A 20,039-nucleotide genomic window follows, 5' to 3' on the forward strand; every position below is an offset into this window, starting at 1 on the left:
TTCATCTGAGGAGTATTCCGAATGGGAAGCGCAATTTTGATCTATTCTCTTCTTTACCCGTCTGCTGTTGATTGATGGGCTTCAATGTAGGCAATCTTTTGAGCTCTTGTGAGCTTTTTGAAAGCATACTCTTGTTGCATGGCCGCTTGTTTTGTCGAAAAAATTTCGTAGTAACAGAGGCGTACCGGACGGCGAGCAGGGACTTTGGTATATTTTGCGCCTTTGCCGGCATTATGGGTCGCAATACGTTGCTCTAATTGAGGAGTATAACCGGTATAGAGACTCTGATCATTGCACTCTAATACATAGAAATAGTGCCGCTGCGGATAGGTAATTTTCATCTCAGTCTTCGTTGAATCATTATCATTGAATCAATTTTACTCAACAACACTTGCACAATACCCACTAGAATAGTCCCCTTGCTCTTTATAATCGATGCGCCGGCCTTTTGATAAGCCGATTTTGAACTGATCTTACTATATTATGAAATGCTGCTAAAGATCTTGATGGCGATAATCGCTGCCTTGTCTGAGAATCTCTACGATTTGTGCACGTAGATTAGCTTCATCATAGCGTGGGCGAAGTGGAACATGCAAAATGGGAACTTGCGCTTGATACATCGCTTCATCAACAAAGGCATCCCGTACTTTTCTATGCTGTGCATCATGTGTACTATCGTCTAATTCAATCACAAGAAGCGGCGCTGTTGTCAGTGGATTTACAAGCACAAAGTCTACATGCTTAGCTGAGATCTTGCTAAAAGCCCCTTGATAGTCGCTTTTAGCAAGTCCCGGACGTACTTTTAAAATATCGGCAATACGCACTTTTCCAAAGATTTTAACAGGTACACCATGAAGCGCTGTCTCTAAACTTGAAAGAAATAACTGCTCTGCAGGTGTAAAGAGTGAGGGCGCTGATTTATACCAAGAGACCGGCGTTGGACGATCAATGATGGTTGGCTCTTTCGGTGCCCATTTGCGTTTAAAATAGATAATAACGCCGGCAATAATGATAACAATAAAGAGTAACTTAAGGAGCATTGCTCGTCACCTCGGTTGATGTGGTTGTACAGTTGAGATAGTCCCTTAAACGATGTGGCTCTTCCTTAAGCGTGTGATAGATAATAGCATTACTTAAAACATTTTTGACATAGCCACGAGTCTCATAAAATGGAATAGTTTCAATCCACAGCGCCATATCAACCTCTTGATCGTTATCGGGAAGCCATTTCTTAACATTGTGAGGCCCGGCATTATAGCTTGCGAGCATATAAGGGATACATTGACCTACATTATTTTGTAAAGTTTTAAGATAGGTAATGCCATAACGGATATTGGCATCAGGATCATAGAGTGAACTACGCTCCTCTTCATTCAGCGTTGAAGACATCTTTTCTGCTGTAGGAATGAGTAGTTGCATTAAACCATAAGCGCTTGCGGGTGATTTGGCCTTTTCATGAAAGAGGCTCTCTTGACGAATTAAGCCTAAAACAATAGGTTCTGTAATAAAATGATCGTTATATTTTTCGATAATCTCTGTATAAGCCACTGGATAACGATAAGGTAACCCTCCCTCAACTCGAGCTCTTGCCGCAGCTTGTAGCCCTAAATTGTAAAACCCTGCATCAAAGGCTGCAACACTTCCTGCTGCTTGTTCTATTTTATTGCTATTTCGAAGCGCTTCCTGCCATTTACTACGACTGAAATACTCTTCATTCACTTTCGCGAGTAATAATGCCATAGAGAAGCGATTATTAAGAGGCACCACTTGCGGTTTCATCTTCTCAGCAGAGATGGCTTGAATAGTTTCATATTTATGATGAAGCTCATCAGCCGCTAGAAAACCATAGAACGTGGGTTCATTTTGGATCTGTTCATAATGGTATTTTGCTTGCTCATGATCTCCGACAGCATCATAACTGCGTGCTAACCAATACTGCCAAACATCTTCTTTTTGAGCTTCTGGTGAGAGATTTGAGAGTAGGGCTAGGGCGATAGGGTAATTCCCCTCTTTCGCAGCTAAACGGAATCCCCATTGCAAGACTTGATCATCTCGTTCATCACTTGGGATCTCAAGGATTTTATCGAGCGGTGCGACAACATCGCTTCGACCCGCTTGGAATACGGCAATACGATTACGCAGGGTAATATAATCCTCTTTTGAGAGGAGATTATGTGCATGAGCAAATTCGAGTCCCTTTTCCGCTTGTAGCGAATTTTGACTTGACCATTTTTGCAATACTTTCGCATAGAGATTTTCTCCCTCAGGGTAGAAGACTTCCATGTTCAATAGGTCGCTCGGTGATTCTAGTAAGTTGATAAAGTACTCATAGTAAGCCTGTTTCTCCTCCGGTAAGGAGGGGAGAAGCTCTTTTGCTTTACTGAGTCGGCCAGCTTGTAGTAATTTCTCAATCTTATCTTTGACGAGTCCGCTATCTTGATTTTTCTCTAGCCAAAATTTCTCCACAACAGCACATCCCGAAGGGAGTTGTAATTGTGCAACCCACTCTTGTTCAAACTCATTCAGATCTAAAATCGATTGTTGTAATTGCGCATTATAGAGATAACAGCGAAGCCCTAAGGTATTGGCAAATTGCGCATTATCGAGGATAAATTGCGAGTGTTTCTTGCGCTCTTGATCTTTGAAAAGTACCAGTTTAAGTGTATTCGCAAAAGGTTCATTCGCATAGCGATCGGCAAAGTCTAACACTTCTTGAGGATCGCTATCATCGATTCGTTCTTGGTAATAGTAAAACTCAAGATAGGGCAGAAGCGTGGATTCGCTCAGTTTGTCTCGGTAGAGTTGGTATTGATCCCAATCTTTTTTAATAATGGCTTTTTTACCGGCCACAAACCATTGATCTTCACTCTCTTCAAGTGCGAAGCTCATAGTCGGTGTGCTTAACAGTAGCAGAAGCATCACTGATTTGGTAAATAAAGGGATTTTTCTAAACAGAGGAATCATATATATCTCGTCTCTTTACAAATGGTGTAAAAGGGAATGAAGGTTCTATTATCCTTTAAATGGGCAGAATTTTAAACAAATAATCGTAACTTACTGATTATATTATAGTACGAAAGATCGTTAAAATGGGAATTATCAGGGAGATCAGGGGAGCGTAATGGCGTGAGAAAATGAGAAATTTTCAATAAATGTCAAAAATAGTATAGGCGTAATGAGAAGTACTTTTCCTTAGTGAGTATTGTTTATATAAACTCTTGAGAAGAGGCTACTCATCTGCTTATTAGTGCTATTAGCCTGCGAAGATCTATTGATAGTAATATGGGTTCAAAATAAGCTTATTTAAATGCCGGCACAATAGCTGATAGAGGCAAGGAAGCGGTTCTATTCGGTATCTTGCAAGTGTTGGTAAGTTAGGTTTGACGTTCTTTTAAAATCCCGCAATAGCTGTTTAAAAGCCATTTTTCTTAAACCCAATTTACTATATCAATAGAAGCTTGAATCAATCGACGGTTTAATAATGTTAAAGAGGATTGATTCAAGCGTTATGTATTCAAACGAGGGATAAGCGTGTTTAGATCTACTCTACAGTACCAAAAATCTTATCGCCGGCATCGCCTAGACCCGGAAGAATATAAGCATCTTCATTAAGGCCTTGATCTACAGAGGCGGTGTAGATATCCACATCAGGATGGTTCTCATGGAGTTTCGCAATTCCCTCAGGTGCTGCCACTAAAAAGAGGGCTTTGATATGTTTACAACCCGCCTTTTTTAGTAGATCGATGGTTGCAATGGCTGTGCCGCCGGTGGCAAGCATAGGATCGATAATGAGCGCTGTTCGATCTTCCATGTGTGTGGTCAGCTTTTGATAATAAGCCCGAGGTTCTAATGTTTCATGATCACGTTCAAATCCAACAACAGAGACTCTTGCTCCAGGGATCAGCTCTAAAACACCTTGCTGCATACCAATACCGGCCCGAAGAATCGGGACGATCGTGATTTTTTTACCTTTAATCTGTTCAACTTCAACATCACCGGCCCAGCCTTGAATAGTGCGTTTTTCAGTTTCTAAATCTTTAGTCGCTTCATACGCTAATAATTGTGCTATTTCAGACGCAAGCTCTCTAAAATCTTTAGTAGAGATCTCTGCTTTACGCATCTTGCCGATCTTATGGACGACAAGAGGATGTTTAATTTCAAATACTTGTTTCATGGTTGACTCCTTACCACTAATGACTGACCGATATCTTTAGAATAGATATTTGAGGCTATTATAGCGAGGTATTGATGTGATGTGTTATAGATTCTCATGTAATTTGTTGCGCAAACTATCGTAGCACTTTGAAATATGCTCATTATTTACTCAGGGATATAATAAAAGACCCATTTTGCAATGGGTCTTTTGAGAATCTTTTAAAATGTGATATTTGTGATACTCAATGAAGCAGTTACGAATATCGACTATCACATGATCACAGGTTCTTATTGTAGATTCTTATTTTTGATTTTCGATAGCATCGTTCATCATCTGCTTGAGTTCGTTGCGCTCAGCTAATTCTAAAACGATATCGCATCCGCCGACTAATTCGCCACCGATGTAGATTTGTGGGAATGTAGGCCATTCTGCATATTTAGGTAAAAATTCAAAAATAGCAGGATCATCCATCACATTTACGAATGAGAAAGGAAGACCTGTGTCTGCTAATGCTTGCGCTGCACGGCTTGAGAAGCCACACATTGGGAATTGTGGGCTACCTTTCATATAGATCACCACAGGATTTTCTGTAACTTGGCGATGAATTTTGTCGAGTGTTGCTTGTTCAGTCATTGTTATGTACTCCTAGTTAAAATACGAGGCTATTTTAGCAGTTATTGATAAAAGGTGCAGATTATCGCCGAAGTTTGATCGAGATCGTGATACTACACATTCTTTTATGATATAGGACTTAATAGGGATGTTTCTCTCAATATTCAAGTCATAAGGAGATGTAAGAGGGTGAAACCTGAATTTATGAAGTCCGAATTTCACCATGCCCTAAAACAATATATTTTTGAGAAGTTAATCCTTCTAATCCCACAGGACCACGCACATGAATTTTATCGGTTGAGATTCCAATCTCGGCGCCAAGGCCAAATTCAAAACCATCGCAGAAGCGGGAAGATGCATTGATCATGACACAAGCAGAATCCACTGCACGGAGGAAGTAGGTGGCTTTACTGTAATTCTCGGTCAAAATGACATCTGTATGATGAGAGCCATAATGATTAATATGAGTGATCGCTTCTTCCATCGATTTCACTACTTTAATGGCGATAATCGGTGCTAAATATTCTGTATGCCAATCCTCTTCTATGGCGATAATCGCTGGAATATTATGCTCTTTGAGAAGTGTTAGGGCTCGATTACAAGCACGTACTTCAACGCCTTTCTCCACAAGTATTGTCGCCATTTCCGGCAGAAAAGGCTTGAGGATCTTCTCATGAATCAGCAGTGTCTCTAGAGTGTTACAAGGTGCATATCGCTGTGTTTTAGCATTATCGACTACGCGCCAAGCTTTTTCTAAATCAGCTTCATTATCCACATAAGTATGACAAATACCATCAAGATGCTTGATTACCGGCACAGTAGCTTTGGCATTAATTCGTTCAACAAGGGATTTTCCACCTCGAGGAATGATCACATCAATATATTGATTAGAGGTAATCATGAGATCTACGATTGCCCGATCAGTCGTATTAATCACTTGTACTGCTTCCGCCGGTAATCCCACTTTTTCAAGCGCTTTAGCGAGCAGAGTCGCTAAATATTGATTAGTATGAAAGGCTTCAGAGCCTCCTCGTAAAATCGCCGCATTCCCCGATTTCAAGCAAAGTGCCGCTGCATCAATGGTCACATTAGGGCGAGATTCATAGATAATGCCAATCACCCCTAATGGTACTCGCATTTTTCCTACTTGAATGCCAGAAGGGCGTACTTTAATATCGGTCATTTCACCGACAGGATCAGGGAGCGCAATCATCTCTTTAACTCCCTCTGCCATTGCTTCAATGCGGCTAGTCGTCAATTGCAGTCGATCGATAAATGCCGCATCCAATTGTGCTGTTTTGGCAGCTTCAATATCTTGCCGATTTGCCGCCTCGATTTCAGCACTATGGCTGATAATCTCATCATAGAGTGCTTGGAGCAGATCATTTTTTTGCCCAGAATTAGCAAGGAGTAATTTTTCTGAGGCACTGCGAGCCTTTTGACCGAGTTCGTTCCAGTAATCTGTTATCGACATAAGGACTTCCTTTATTAAGATGTAATAGAGTCGTAGTATGATACAAAATTGTGAAATAACAAGTGGTTACACAAGCGTTTTATCGCCGGCATGATAACTTGAGCGTACCATAGGACCAATATGCGCAAGCTTAAAGCCTAGCTTATACGCCGTATCTTCATACATCTTAAATGTTTCTGGTGTGACGTAGCGCTCAACTGCTAGATGGCCACCGGATGGTTGGAGGTATTGCCCGATGGTGATCATCTCAATATCGTGTGCTCGCATCATCTCCATCACTTCGATCATCTCTTCATCACTTTCGCCGACACCGACCATGAGCCCAGATTTTGTGGGGACTTCAGGATTACGAGCTTTGAATTTTTTGAGCAGTTCAAGCGAATGCATATAATCTGCACCGGGGCGAACTTGCTTATAGAGTCTTGGTACCGTTTCCATATTGTGATTAAGAACATCTGGCGGTGTTTCCGTTAAGATATCGATCGCGATATCCATACGTCCGCGGAAATCGGGTACTAGAATCTCAATTTTGGTCTTTGGCGAAACTGCCCGAATCTCCCGAATACAATCGGCAAAGTGACCGGCGCCACCATCACGTAGATCATCCCGATCCACAGAAGTAATGACGACATAATCTAAATTGAGAAGCTTGACTGATTGCGCGAGGCGTTTCGGTTCTTCGCTATCAAGTGGATTAGGACGACCGTGAGCCACATCACAAAATGGGCAGCGGCGGGTACAGATATCGCCCATAATCATAAAGGTGGCAGTACCTTGATTGAAACACTCACCAATATTTGGGCAAGCCGCTTCTTCGCAAACCGAGTGTAATTTATGCTCCCGTAACATCGCAGTAATTTCATCGAAGCGCTTGCCTGATGGAATCTTCGCCCGAATCCATTTAGGTTTCGGTATCCGCTCCTCTTTCGGTACAGAGATTACTTTAATCGGGATTCGCGCAGTTTTATCGGCACCACGAAGTTTTTCCCCTTGAGCTAATCGGCCTTGTTTTTGTTCAGTTGTCGTTGTTGTCATTTTACTTAAGCCCTACCTATTATCAATTGTCAAACAGTATAGCAGGGAACGATTGATTGTTAAGCGATCAACTTCTTTAATCGCTTTGAATTTTTGTAACATAATGAGTTTGCGGTATAATTTATCTCTGTAATCTATCGAATAGATATCAATGTTAGAGTCATCAGCGTTAGTCACAAGCGCCACTGTCAGTGATGTGGATTCTCAATGTAATATTAAAAGGAGAGACGATGCAAAATCCTCGGAAAAAGCAGCGAATTCCTAAAAATCCTAAGCGCCCTGAACGGATCTGTTGGGGCTGTGATCGTTTGTGCGCCGCCGATAAGATGATGTGCGGGAATGGGAGCGAACGTTCACAACATCCTTGTGAGCTCTTCGGCGAAGATTGGTATGAATCTTTAACGCCAGAAGAGCTTGAGTATATTGAGTTGGTGTAATGTCGGGTATATTCCAATATCCCTATTATGTGGCTGTTTTGGGACGTTTAATATGTTATTTTACGCCGGTAAAAACGGATACATTCAAAAAGACAAACAATGAAAAAGAGTTCCACTATCTCTTCTAACAGTTCTGTATTCACTGGTGGAATAGAGTCTTTTAACCACTGAAATATTAATCGTTGTTGTTCAATTTGATCAATCATCAAAAATAGAATGGCGAGTGTCACAATAATCTTGCAAGGAATGCCGTAAGTTTTTAAAGTGGTTAGGAATGATCTGCGATATCGCTGATTCCAGAAGGGAAAAGAGAGAAATAGTATTAGTGTTGCACCGATAGCACGGTAATACTCTCTAGGATATCCAGGAATATAGAGTCGTCCCCAGTTGATGCTTCTGCCTGCTAAAATAAGCCACCAAATCATTGCCCAGAGCCAGAATATACGGTTTGTATGATCTTTGGTAGCAAAATATAGTGATACAAAAGCGCCCGCTATCAAGAGTATTAATTGACCAATCTCGATGATCGGAAGGCTGTAAGTAGACATTGTTGCCAGCCAATAAATCACAGGTGTTAATATAATAGTTAATAATGGGTAGGTGATTAATACTTTGGTATCTCGTTGAATGAGGTGTGATAACATGAACTTTCCTCTGGTTTATTATTGGTAATAGAAGCTGATTTTTATCAAAGGAAAATCTTTGTTTATACTAGAAAGAGAGTGGTTAGGTTAGATGATGAATTCATAGAATAATATATCCATTATTAATGATAGAAAAGCGCAAGGGATTGATGCTCTAGATTAATCTTATAGAGAATAGTCATTACTCTATTGTTACATCTTTAATTTAAAGTTGTATTTTGTGAATTGTAAATAAACATTTTTTATTCACGTAGATTATTGTCATTGGAAATGAGTATGGGAGAGTAATTGATCGAATAAAGATGAAATCTCATCTTATGGTGCGGGAAAAAGCATTTAGTGAACTGACGAATAATCTGGAAAATGTTATAGTGAATATTGTTTGTAATTTAGTAGTTAGCTCATATAGCGAGTATTTGATTTACAATATGGATCTGCAATATGATCTACTCAATAGGATATTGCATTTATTGAATACTCTTCGTTATAGTGGGTACTAACTATAATTTATCATCAATTTTTAATTTTATTCGATTAGGACACTTCTGTATGGACATCAAACAATATATCGCTCGCATTCAAGACTTTCCAGCTGAAGGCGTTGATTTTAAGGATGTAACCCCACTTTTGAATAATGTGGAAGCCTTTAAATATGTGATTGAAAAAATGAGTGAGTTTGTACAATCATGCGATGCCGATGTGATTGTCGCCCCTGAGGCTCGCGGTTTTATCTTTGCCGCGCCTGTTGCTTTTAATACCGGTAAACGCCTTGTCTTAGTCCGTAAACCTGGCAAGCTCCCACGAGAAGCGCACAAAGTCGCTTACTCTCTAGAATATGGCAATAATTACCAAGAGATGCATAAGGGGGATGTTCACGAAGGCGATAAAGTTGTCATTCTCGATGATGTACTTGCGACTGGCGGTACGATTCAAGCCATTATCGAAATGGTCGGTAAAGAGAATGCCACGATTACCGGCATCTGTTTCTTAGCAGATCTTCTCTATCTTCATGGTCCGAATGTATTAGAGGGGCAAAATGTCTACTCATTATTGAGTTATGAGAGTTAATCGTTATAGATCGTTAGAGTAGTTTTTAGCGATTCATTGATCAGATAGATCAATATTTCATTGTGAATAATAGCGGAAAGAGCGTTCAAGTAGAGCGCTCTTTTTATATAGTAAATTTGGTTTAAGAAAAATGGCTTTTAAACAGCTATTGTGGGGTTTTAAAAGAATATAAAACTGTGCTAAACAACACTTGCAAGATGCCGGATAGAATGGCTTCCTCGCTTTTTACAGCTGATGCGCCGGCATTTTAATAAGCTTATTTAGAACCGATATTACTATAAATAAACTTATTTTGAACAGATCTTGCTATAAATCATCAAATAATGAATGGTACTGATATTGTAGTTAATGAAGTTCATGATTCCCCGAATCTATTACCCCACAATCACCGGCACTTCATCAGTAATCACAATTTCTTCAGGACTCATCTGTGTGCGGTAGGCGCGGACTTCAACCCCTTTTTCTATTGCAAGGCGTAGTGCTTTTCCGTAGGCGGGATCGATCTCGTCGGCGGGGCGAACGGCTTCAATATCACTTAAATTAACGCAGAAGATCAATACGGCACGTGTTCCCGCTTCGGCCAGGGCTGTGAGTTCTCGGAGATGTTTAGTACCACGTGTTGTGACAGCATCAGGGAATGCGGCGATCTTGTTCTCTTCAAATCCGAGTGTAACACTCTTGACCTCAATATAGGTTTGCGTGGCATCTTTGTGGGTTAAACAGAGATCAATTCGGGAGTTTTCAGCACCATATTTTACTTCTCGCTGGAGTTTTACATACGGTTTGCCAAGATCAATAATACCCGCTTCAAGTGCTTCTTCTACCAGCGTATTGGCATAATGGGTATTCACATTCGCAATACGATTAAAGGGCGTTGTGGCAATGACCCAAGTTCCCTTGGTCTTACGTTCGGGATCAGTGGAAGGTAAGTACCAAGCAGGACTATTAGGGAGTAGACAATTCATCATCGAGCCAGTATTAGGGCAGTGAATGGTAATGGTCTCTCCATTTTCTGTTTGAATATCTACCAAAAATCGGCGATAACGTTTGAGAAAAGTGGCTTTCACTAAAGGGGGATTAAATTTCATCTTATACGCTCCATCTTTTTTCCTAGATTCTCTTTCTAGGGTTCTCTCTTTCCCAAGTTTTCTCTATAGATTATTGTCCATAGCCGACAGTAAATTGTAAGTTATGATAAAAGTTGCGCTTTAATTCGGTCAGTACCGTCTCTTGCGGTAAAATGCGGAACTCTTCTAGTTGCAAAACAGCGGCACTATCAGGGCGATGATATTTAAAGATAAGCTGTAATCCATTATCATCCCGATACGGAGTAAGCTGCGCAAATAGTTGGGCTAAATCCTGCGGTGAAATCGGTTTGTGATTCTCAATCATCAGATATTTTGCATGACGCTGACGCATCGATTCAAGCGAGTGAAGCGCCGTTGCCCGGAGCGTCATTGCATTGTTGAAGGAATCCCAATTGTAGCCCCCTTGAATAAAGAGGATCGTATCATTCTCAATAGGCGCTTCGAAGTTTTGAATCATCTCTTCAAAGAGACGAATTTCGGCCCGCGAACGTCCATCATCGAGCACAACAAAATAGAGCTTATTACCGGCTTTACTGATGCGCGTATAGAAAGCAGTTACTAAGCCACCAATCATGACACTATCATCTACCGCCCTTGAGTGATATTGTGGTTCCGGCATCTCCTTGAGTTTGGTCAAAGAGGTTGTCGTCATCGCTTCAATCTCTTGGCGATATTGATCCACAGGATGCGCGGTAAAGAAGAAACCTAATACCGATTTTTCATCGTGAAGCAGTTCATTATCGCTCATCGGAATTGCAGGTTGTAAGCTATACTGAGGTTCTTCCGCTGGCATATCATCAAATAGCCCAAAAATATCCCCTTGACCTGAAGATTCATTTTTACGATGTTGATCGGCAAGACGAATGGCTTCCGGCATAGTTGCTAATAACTGCGCACGATAAGCCGCGCGATCACTCACCGTTTTCAGATTAGGCTCTAAACAATCGAGGGCTCCGGCGCGTATGAGAATTTCGATAGCGCGTTTCGATGTTTTAGAGAGATCCACTCGGCGACAGAAATCAAATAGATCACGATATGGACCATTCTCTTCTCGCTCTTCAATCAGTTGTAGCGCGGCCGCTTTCCCATACCCTTTGAGCGCGCCTAAACCATAGATAATTGCACCCGCTTGATTGACGGTAAATTGATAGCTCGATTCATTCACACTTGGGCGAATAATGGGGATCTTCATCTCTTTGACTTCATCAATAATGATGATGATCTTTTCAGTATGATCGAGATCCGCCGAGAGTACTGCCGCCATAAATTCAGCAGGATAATGTTCTTTGAGATAAGCCGTTTGATAAGAGAGCAGGGCATAAGCCGCCGAGTGCGATTTGTTAAAACCGTAACCTGCGAATTTTTCCATCAGATCAAAGAGACGACCGGCTTTTTCTGCATCAAAGCCTAAAGTTTCTGCACCGGCCATAAAGAGTGAACGCTGCTTCTCCATCTCTTCTGGGAGCTTTTTACCCATTGCCCGGCGCAGTAAGTCAGCCCCGCCTAAGCTATAATTCCCGATAATTTGGGAGATCTGCATGACCTGTTCTTGGTAAACGATCACGCCATAAGTGGGTTTGAGTACCGGCTCAAGCTCAGGAAATGGATAGATCACCTCTTCTCGGCCATGTTTACGATTGATGAAGTCCTCCACCATCCCTGATTCGAGTGGTCCTGGGCGGAAGAGAGCGACTAATGCAATGATATCTTCGAAGTTATCCGGCTGTAATCGGCGAAGAAGATCTTTCATCCCGCGGGATTCTAGCTGGAATACCGAGGTTGTTTGGCAGGCTTTGAGGAGTTGAAAGGTGGCCTTATCATCGAGAGGCATTGTGTGAAGATCCACTTTAATGCCTCGATTATATTCGATATTTTTGAGCGCCCAATCGATAATGGTGAGCGTACGTAAACCTAAGAAGTCAAACTTCACAAGGCCGGCCGCTTCAATATCATCTTTATCATATTGCGTCACAAGCGCTGATGACCCTTCCTCACAATAGAGCGGGGAAAAGTCGGTTAATTTAGTTGGTGCAATCACAACCCCACCGGCGTGGCGTCCCACTGATTTGGATAATCCCTCGAGCTGTTTCGCGAAATCGATCAGGATTTTAACCTCTTCATCCTCTTTATAGAGATCAAAGAGTTCCGGTTCCTGCATCAAGGCTTTTTCGAGGGTAATGCCGAGATCCATTGGGATCAGCTTGGCGATACGATCGACAAAGCCATAAGGATGCCCAAGCGCACGCCCTACATCTCGAATCACCGCTTTAGCCGCCATTGTCCCGTGAGTTGCGATCTGAGAAACGGCTTCTCGGCCATATTTATTTGCAACATACTCAATCACACGATCTCGACCCTCCATACAGAAGTCAACGTCGAAGTCCGGCATTGAGACCCGTTCAGGATTCAAAAATCGCTCAAAGAGAAGATCATAAGGTAGCGGATCAAGATCGGTAATTTTAAGTGCCCAAGCGACAAGGGAACCCGCACCCGATCCTCGGCCGGGTCCAACGGGAATCGCATTATCTTTTGCCCATTGAATAAAGTCCGCAACGATGAGGAAGTAACCCGGGAAGCCCATATTATTGATGACATTTAACTCTGTATCGAGTCGCTCCCAATAGTGCTGATTCTCTTCTGTTTTCGCACCGATACGCTCTTCTAACCCTTGGTAAGATTCCGCCCGGAAAAACTCCTCAATAGTCATCCCCTCAGGAATGGGGAATGCCGGCAATTGTGGCTTATTAAGGGTCAGCTCAACAGTACAACGTTTCGCCAGTTCCGCACTATTGATCATCGCTTCGGGAATATCGTGAAATAACGCTTCCATCTCGGCAATGGAGCGCAGATATTGTTGCGGTGAGTAGTTTTTCGGGCGATTCGGATCGAGTATCGAATGCCCTGATTGAATACAAGTACGGATTTCATGGGCATCGAAATCGCTCTCCTGCATAAAGCGCACATCATTCAGGGCGATCACCGGTAGTTGCAGCGATTCTGCAATCGGTAAAACTTCTGTAATAAAGCGCTCATCATTCTCTTGTCCGAGACGTTTCAGCCCAATATAGAGGCGATCAGGCAGAAAAGCAGAGAAATGTTGCTTCAGTAGTGCAATAGCACTCTCTGCTCCTTGATTAAGTAGCGCTCTACCTACCGGGCTCTCTTTAGCGACAATAACAATGAGCCCTTCAGCGTATTCCTGTAGTTTCTCATAAGTAATATGGGGTACACCGCGAATCTGATGACTCCGATACCCATAGCTTAAAAGCTCCGCAAGGTTGAGATAGCCCGTATAATTTTGCGCAATAACGGTGATTTTGCCTAGCTCATCATTCCCATCCGCTAAGAGACAATCTGATCCAAAGATCGGCTTAATCCCCGATTGTATCGCTATTTTATAGAACTTAATCGCGCCAAATTCATTGCCAAGATCGGTAAGTGCCACCGCGGTCATTCCCATCTCTTTGAGCGCACTAAAGAGCGGTTTGATGCGGATAATACCATCCACAAGGGAGAATTCAGTATGCAGATTAAAGTGTGTAAATGTCATAAGTTATATATGAAAGTCCTAAGATGATACAAAATTTCACAGGGTTAGTTGAAAAGAAGAGATAGTAATATAGCCCTTATTGCTATTTATAAGCTCTTTCTGAGAGCTAGAATCATATCACAATATCACGATAGATTGGAGATCGTTATATGATTAGGTGAAAGGTATAATATCTGTAAAGAAAAGATCTATTTAATGATTGATATTCAAGTGATTAACGTGAATTTCTACAAGGTTTTATAAGTTGTTAATTAAAATTTACCCTAATTGAATTTTTTTTTGCTAGAATCGCTTCTTTAATAAAAATGATATAATGTGTGAATAAATTAATAAAAAATGTTCTTTAGAATCAGTGTAAAACGGGAATTAGTAAGCGGTTCTGTTTCTAAATAATGTTCTAAATACGATGAGTATTGATCATTTAAAAAAATATTAATTCTATCTAAAAAATAATATTTTTATGTAGTTATAAAAAACACAATGGGTAGTTAGGAAGTCATTAAAAGGCGCAAGGATAGCGCGAGGATGGTTCAAGGATGGTTCAGGATTTCCATAGTTATTGGGAAGAATTTGTTGAAAAAAAGAAACGGGTGCTGCTATTGCAAGGTCCTGTTGGTCCTTTTTTTCACAATTTAAAGTATCATCTTGAAAACGAGCATCATAAATTTGTCTGTAAAATTAATTTTAATGGCGGAGATTTACATTATTATCCCGAGCTTGAAGGGGCTGTAAATTTTACGGGTGCAGTGGAGGAGTTTCCTTCATTTCTGGCATCGAAGATTCGAGAGCATCAAATTGATGCCGTTGTCTGTTTTGGTGATAGTCGAATTTATCATCAATTAGCAAGAGATTATTGTTATTCCAATAAAATTTCATTTTGGGCTTTTGAAGAAGGTTATCTTCGACCACATTACATCACTTTTGAAAAATGGGGTGTCAATTATAGTAGTCAGATTGTCCGTGATTGCACGGTGTATGATTCGACATCCTCAAATTCTGTCTTAAACTCTAAACGAATGAATTCATTCAAATCTCAAGTGCCGAAACCTGTTGCATCAGGCTTTTGGAAGCGGGCTTCTATGGCAAGTGGTTACTATTTTCATATGTGGTTAAGAGATAAAAAATTCCCACGGTACCAGCATCATAGAGAGAAGCGCTTAGGGGCATATATCAATGCATGGTTTTTATCTGGATTAACAACACTTCGTTATTATCTATCTGATCTTCGAGTCAAGAAAAATATATTGAAAAATCAACTTGATCCATTCTTTATTTTTCCATTACAAGTACACAATGACAGTCAAATTAAACGCCATGGCAGAGGGAAATCTGTCGCCCAACATTTGCGTTCTGTTATCAACTCTTTTGCTAAGAATGCTCCTAAAGAGGCACATTTGGTGATAAAGCATCATCCAATGGATAAGGGGTTTAGTAATTATCAACGAATTATTGATAAGTTGGCACAGCGCCTTGGTGTAATGGATCGAGTACATTATGTGTTTAATATTCCGATGCCTATTTTTCTACGTAAAGCTTTAGGGATGGTCGTGGTAAATAGCACTAGTGGAATTTCGGCATTGATTCATGGAATGCCAGTCAAAGTGATTGGAGATGCGCACTATGATATTCCTGGATTGACGGCAACTCAATCACTAGATTGCTTTTGGAAAAAGCCTGATCAACCAGATCTCTCCCGTATTGAGAATTATTTGCATCATCTTCGTAGTAAGACGCAATTAAATGGAAATTTTTATTATAAAGATTTGAATGTTGTTGAGTTTAATGAAAAAAACACCGTGGCTGGTAGAGAAGAGAGGACAAGTTTGAACTCCAGAGATGGTTCTATGAATCATTAGTGGGATCTTTTGAGGGTTACAGAAAAAGCTTCAGTACGGCAGATAGAGATTAAGAAGTCTTAGTTAAAATGATAAAAGGCATAGGTTTATAGAGATGAAAAAGGGGATATTTAAAAATCGTTTATTTGTAGTGGTGGTTATTTTACCATTTCTTATTGCGCTTTTTTATCTAGTAATATTAGCTGCAAATCGTTATGTAAGTAGTTCGCAAGTGGTCGTAAGACAACAAGAAACAGGCCAGCAGGGCGCTGTCCCAGGATTAGCGCTTTTGATGGGATCTGCTGATCCTGTTTCTCGAGAGGATACTCTTTATTTGAGAGAGTATATTGCCTCTCACGATATGTTAGCGATCTTAGAGGAGAAGCTTGATTGGACAGATCATTATGCTGGTCGGTGGTATGACCCTTTGTTTGATCTTTCAAAGGACGCGCCTCAGGAAGATAGATTGAAGTTTTACCAACGCATGGTTAGAACTAATTACAATGAAACAACAGGGCTGTTGACTGTTGAAGTTGAAGCTTTTACACCTGAATATGCGGAAACAATTTTAAATGAGATTTTACATCAGAGTAGTATTTTTATTAACAATATTACACGCTCAATGGCTGATGAAAAATTGGCCTTTTCACAGCGCGAGTTGTTAACAGCAACTGAACGCTATGAAGAGATGCGTACAAAGATGGTAGAGTTTCAGAATGAACATCAAATATTAAGCGCGGACATTGCGATCACTTCAGTTAGTCAAATTATTTCTAGTCTAGAATCTATGATTGCGACGGAGCAGGCAAGGTTAACAGGACTCAAGAGCCGATTAGCAGTGAATGCGCCACAAATCAAAGCGCAAGAGAGCAAGATTAATGCGTTAATTGCACAATTAGAAGCAGAACAGAAACGTGCAACCTCGGGAGAGTATGAAGCAACAGATGTTCTCAATACAATCACTTCAGAATATAGACGTTTACAGGTGGATGTTTTAGTTGCAGAAGAGCTTTATAAAGCAAGTTTAGCGGTAGTGGAAAATGCTAAGCTCGAGACGATACGAAATATTCGTAGTCTTATTGCGGTAGTTAAGCCTAATCTCCCTGAAGAAGCGACTTATCCCAAAAGAATTTATGATTTGATTACGATTTTAATCGTACTACTCCTTGCTTATGGTATTACAAAGTTTGTAATAGCCTCAATCCAAGATCATCGTGAGTAGATGCCAATTCATATCAGATTATTTCTAACGCTTTGAGATATCTCTTATATGATAATAATCATTAATTTTTGATATTAAATGGTAATATAGCGAGCTTATAAGGTTGTATTGTGTTAAATTATAGTTTTCCATAAGATGAGCAAATAAGTAGTTGTGCTTTTTTGAGTGGCGAGAAGATGTTGTATATCGATGGTTAGGTAGAGGTTTTCTTTTTATGATTCACAACTTAAAAATAATAAAAACAACTCAAGACAGTTTAATAAAAAATAGCAATCAGAAATGGTTGTTATTAGGTTGTTGTTTTTTTTCTATGGTTTTGACTGCCTGCTCAGGAACACTTTCTGCTGCTGGTCCTGGTGCTAATGCTATTCGCTCTCAGGGAATGGATCAACAAGAGCCTCAAATTGCTGGTGGGTATGAGTTTATTGAATTGAAGCCTTCAACCATTGCACAGTATATGCGGCCTCAATTGACTCAATTAAAGAAGACAGTCAGCAAACCTGCTATTCCTGAGTTGTATCTTACACCGGGAGATGTTATTAGCGTTATGATCTCCGATAGTGCTGAAGATGGAGCGCTTTTCGCGCCTCTTTCAGCTGGTGGAACTGTATTTGAAAAGGTTCGTTTAAATAGCCAGGGGGCAATTTCTTTACCTTATGTTGGCAGTTTAAGTTTACGCGGATTGACAACAACGCAAGCTGAGGCAAAGATTCGTGAGCAATTGAAACGCTATGTCACAGACCCACAGGTTTTTATTAATATCACGGGAGATCTTGGCGGATCTATTCTTGTTGCCGGAGATGTCAATAAACCCGGACGTTATTCTACCTTAGAAGGACCTTTGACGTTACTTGATGTGGTGAATCTTGCAGGTGGACCCAAGCTTGAACCTTATCTTGTGGATGTGGTGGTGCGTAATGGTCAGCAGGTTTCGCGTTATAACTATGAAGATCTTCTTAATGGCATGAATCATCCTATTTCAGCCAATACAGAGGTTGTTGTGGAGCGGGCTAAAAAACGGTTTGTAGCAATGGGTGCTGTACAAAAACCCGGTTTACATGATTTTCCCTCTAAAAGTCCAACACTGCTTGATGCTTTAGGGACTATTGGTGGATTAAGTGAACAGAAAGCAAATGCAAGTGGTGTCTTTGTATTTCGTCTAGCGGATGGGACGCAATATGACTCTAAGACGAATACCATTACGGCCAAAGAAAAGCCCCAAGTGTTTCAGTTGAATCTTAAAGATCCTACTTCTATGTTCGTCGCTCAACAATTTTTGGTTCAGCCGGAAGATGCAATCTATGTCACCAATGCCGCAACGTATGAATTTCAAAAGCTGATATCTCCTATTATTCAAGTACTGGTATTAGGCAATACAGTTAGTAATTAAGTAGAGATCAATATAGAGAAATCTCTTTTAATTCAGTTTTTTATCCACTCTAGGTTTTCATTATGTCTCAAGTCTTAAAACGCAAACCATTTCAAATTATGCAAGATGTGCTCTTTGCATTAGTATTGCGTGAATATTTGACTCGCTTTGGTGAGCGACGTATGGGAGCGTTTTGGATGCTTTTTGAACCCGCTGCACATATAGGGGTAATGATCTTTATCTTTTCTATTATTCGAGCACGATCAGTCCCAGGGATGGAATATCCCATGTTCTTTTTGACCGGAATTATTCCTTTTTTTCTGATGCGCAATATTATCTTTAAATTGATGGATTCTATTGGTGCTAATCAGGCGTTATTTGCGTACCCTAATATCAAAATATTTGATACCTATGTCGCTCGAGTATTGGTAGAAGTCTCTATTTCTAGCGTTATCTATGGGGTCTTTATTTTTATTTTGGGATTCTGGGCGGGGTACGATGTTTTAGTTGCCTATCCACTAGAATGGCTCTATGCATTGACTATTGCTATCCTATTTTCATTTGGCTTAGGCATCATTTTATCGGTTATTACAATCGTGATGCCGAATGTGAAGAGTTTTATTCGAATTCTATTTTTACCTATTTATTTGATATCAGGAATTATTTTCCCACTTTGGATTATTCCTGAGAAATATCTTCCATGGGTTCTATGGAATCCTTTTGCGCATATCATCAGTAATATTCGTGAGGCTGTATTTTCTAACTATCCAGAAATTTCAGGTGTAAGTCAGATTTATCCATTTATCTGTACAGTATTAGTGTTATTCGTTGGAGCAGGACTTTATCGTATTCGGCGGCAGAGGTTACTTGTACGATGATTAAAGTTGAAAATATCACGAAATCTTATCTCCACCATAAAGCTGGCCGAAAGTATATTTTTCGAGATCTCTCTTTTGCTATCCCCGAAGGAAAAAATGTCGCAATTATCGGGAAGAATGGTGCAGGTAAATCCACTTTAATGAATCTATTAGCCAAGGTAGATTCTCCGGACAGCGGACGGATTATTACCGATAAATCAATCTCTTGGCCGGTGGGGTTATCGGGGGGATTTCAGGGATCGCTTTCAGGACGAGAAAACGCACAATTTGTTGCAAGAACTCAAGGATTTCGAGGAAAGGATCTACAAACAATTGTGCGCTATGTAGAAGAGTTTGCAGAGATAGGGGATTATTTCGATTTACCTACAAAAACCTACTCTTCAGGGATGAAAGGTCGTGTGGCATTTGGCCTTAGTTTAGCTTTTGATTTTGACTACTATCTCGTAGATGAAGCGATGTCCGTTGGAGATGCTCATTTTAAGAAGAAAGCGAGCCAAGCTTTTAAAGATAAGGTCGGTAAGGCGAACATTATATTAGTAACACATGGTATGACCCAAGTTCGTACGATGTGCGATTTAGTGATCATCATAGATCAAGGACAAGCAAAGATTTATGAGGATGTAGAGGAAGGTATTAAGGTTTATCAGAGCTTATAAATTTTCAATGACAAT

Annotated in this window: 17 protein-coding genes; 7 read left to right on the top strand and 10 right to left on the bottom strand. The window is 40.5% G+C overall.

Going from position 1 to position 20,039, the window contains the following annotated elements:
- Positions 1 to 53 precede the first annotated feature (53 nt).
- The 7 genes from DC083_RS03325 to lipA form a co-directional block, all read right to left on the bottom strand.
- Positions 54 to 341, bottom strand: coding sequence for a GIY-YIG nuclease family protein (locus DC083_RS03325; RefSeq protein WP_109188850.1), 288 nt, complete (start codon positions 339 to 341; stop codon positions 54 to 56).
- Positions 342 to 494: 153 nt separating this feature from the next.
- The gene (locus tag DC083_RS03330; RefSeq protein ID WP_109188851.1) at positions 495 to 1,040 is read right to left on the bottom strand and encodes a DUF2726 domain-containing protein; all 546 of its coding nucleotides are present in this window, start codon (positions 1,038 to 1,040) and stop codon (positions 495 to 497) included.
- A complete protein-coding gene (locus DC083_RS03335; RefSeq protein WP_109188852.1) occupies positions 1,030 to 2,964 on the bottom strand; it encodes a lytic transglycosylase domain-containing protein in 1,935 nt (644 codons plus the stop codon). The genes DC083_RS03330 and DC083_RS03335 overlap by 11 nt, the downstream gene beginning before the upstream one ends.
- A gap of 577 nt (positions 2,965 to 3,541) precedes the next feature.
- Positions 3,542 to 4,174 (bottom strand): uracil phosphoribosyltransferase, encoded by a 633-nt coding sequence (upp, locus tag DC083_RS03340; protein ID WP_109188853.1) that lies wholly within the window; start codon positions 4,172 to 4,174, stop codon positions 3,542 to 3,544.
- 282 nt (positions 4,175 to 4,456) lie between these two features.
- Complete coding sequence (grxD, locus tag DC083_RS03345) at positions 4,457 to 4,789, bottom strand: Grx4 family monothiol glutaredoxin (protein WP_109188854.1); 333 nt, start codon at positions 4,787 to 4,789, stop codon at positions 4,457 to 4,459.
- Positions 4,790 to 4,970: 181 nt separating this feature from the next.
- Complete coding sequence (locus tag DC083_RS03350) at positions 4,971 to 6,242, bottom strand: glutamate-5-semialdehyde dehydrogenase (protein WP_109188855.1); 1,272 nt, start codon at positions 6,240 to 6,242, stop codon at positions 4,971 to 4,973.
- Positions 6,243 to 6,308: 66 nt separating this feature from the next.
- Positions 6,309 to 7,277, bottom strand: a complete 969-nt coding sequence (gene lipA / locus DC083_RS03355) for a lipoyl synthase (protein ID WP_109188856.1) — start codon at positions 7,275 to 7,277, stop codon at positions 6,309 to 6,311.
- 230 nt (positions 7,278 to 7,507) lie between these two features.
- On the opposite strand from lipA, the gene DC083_RS03360 reads away from it, so the two are divergent.
- A complete protein-coding gene (locus DC083_RS03360) occupies positions 7,508 to 7,714 on the top strand; it encodes a DUF3079 domain-containing protein (protein ID WP_026879021.1) in 207 nt (68 codons plus the stop codon).
- A 47-nt stretch (positions 7,715 to 7,761) separates the two neighbouring features.
- On the opposite strand, the gene DC083_RS03365 is transcribed toward DC083_RS03360, so the two are convergent.
- Entirely contained in the window at positions 7,762 to 8,358 is a 597-nt protein-coding gene (locus tag DC083_RS03365; protein WP_109188857.1) for a hypothetical protein, read from the bottom strand.
- A 549-nt stretch (positions 8,359 to 8,907) separates the two neighbouring features.
- On the opposite strand from DC083_RS03365, the gene DC083_RS03370 reads away from it, so the two are divergent.
- Entirely contained in the window at positions 8,908 to 9,426 is a 519-nt protein-coding gene (locus tag DC083_RS03370) for an adenine phosphoribosyltransferase (RefSeq protein ID WP_109188858.1), read from the top strand.
- A 374-nt stretch (positions 9,427 to 9,800) separates the two neighbouring features.
- On the opposite strand, the gene sfsA is transcribed toward DC083_RS03370, so the two are convergent.
- Together sfsA and dnaE are read right to left on the bottom strand one after the other, a co-directional pair.
- On the bottom strand, positions 9,801 to 10,514 hold the full coding sequence (gene sfsA, locus DC083_RS03375; protein WP_109188859.1) for a DNA/RNA nuclease SfsA: 714 nt from the start codon (positions 10,512 to 10,514) through the stop codon (positions 9,801 to 9,803).
- A 70-nt stretch (positions 10,515 to 10,584) separates the two neighbouring features.
- Positions 10,585 to 14,064: a DNA polymerase III subunit alpha gene (dnaE, locus tag DC083_RS03380; RefSeq protein WP_109188860.1), complete on the bottom strand. Its 3,480-nt coding sequence runs from the start codon at positions 14,062 to 14,064 to the stop codon at positions 10,585 to 10,587.
- A gap of 536 nt (positions 14,065 to 14,600) precedes the next feature.
- Here dnaE and DC083_RS03385 point away from each other — a divergent pair.
- The 5 genes from DC083_RS03385 to DC083_RS03405 all read left to right on the top strand — a co-directional run bounded on the left by DC083_RS03385 (position 14,601) and on the right by DC083_RS03405 (position 20,024).
- A complete protein-coding gene (locus DC083_RS03385) occupies positions 14,601 to 15,920 on the top strand; it encodes a capsule biosynthesis protein (protein ID WP_109188861.1) in 1,320 nt (439 codons plus the stop codon).
- A gap of 94 nt (positions 15,921 to 16,014) precedes the next feature.
- A complete protein-coding gene (locus tag DC083_RS03390) occupies positions 16,015 to 17,121 on the top strand; it encodes a KpsE/RkpR family capsule polysaccharide export protein (RefSeq protein WP_109188862.1) in 1,107 nt (368 codons plus the stop codon).
- A 310-nt stretch (positions 17,122 to 17,431) separates the two neighbouring features.
- Positions 17,432 to 18,511, top strand: a complete 1,080-nt coding sequence (locus tag DC083_RS03395; RefSeq protein ID WP_109188863.1) for a polysaccharide biosynthesis/export family protein — start codon at positions 17,432 to 17,434, stop codon at positions 18,509 to 18,511.
- 62 nt (positions 18,512 to 18,573) lie between these two features.
- A complete protein-coding gene (locus DC083_RS03400; RefSeq protein ID WP_109188864.1) occupies positions 18,574 to 19,368 on the top strand; it encodes an ABC transporter permease in 795 nt (264 codons plus the stop codon).
- Positions 19,365 to 20,024: an ABC transporter ATP-binding protein gene (locus DC083_RS03405; protein WP_109188865.1), complete on the top strand. Its 660-nt coding sequence runs from the start codon at positions 19,365 to 19,367 to the stop codon at positions 20,022 to 20,024. The genes DC083_RS03400 and DC083_RS03405 overlap by 4 nt, the downstream gene beginning before the upstream one ends.
- Positions 20,025 to 20,039 lie beyond the last annotated feature (15 nt).

The sequence above is a fragment of the Ignatzschineria ureiclastica genome (assembly GCF_003121845.1).
Classification (GTDB): domain Bacteria; phylum Pseudomonadota; class Gammaproteobacteria; order Cardiobacteriales; family Wohlfahrtiimonadaceae; genus Ignatzschineria; species Ignatzschineria ureiclastica.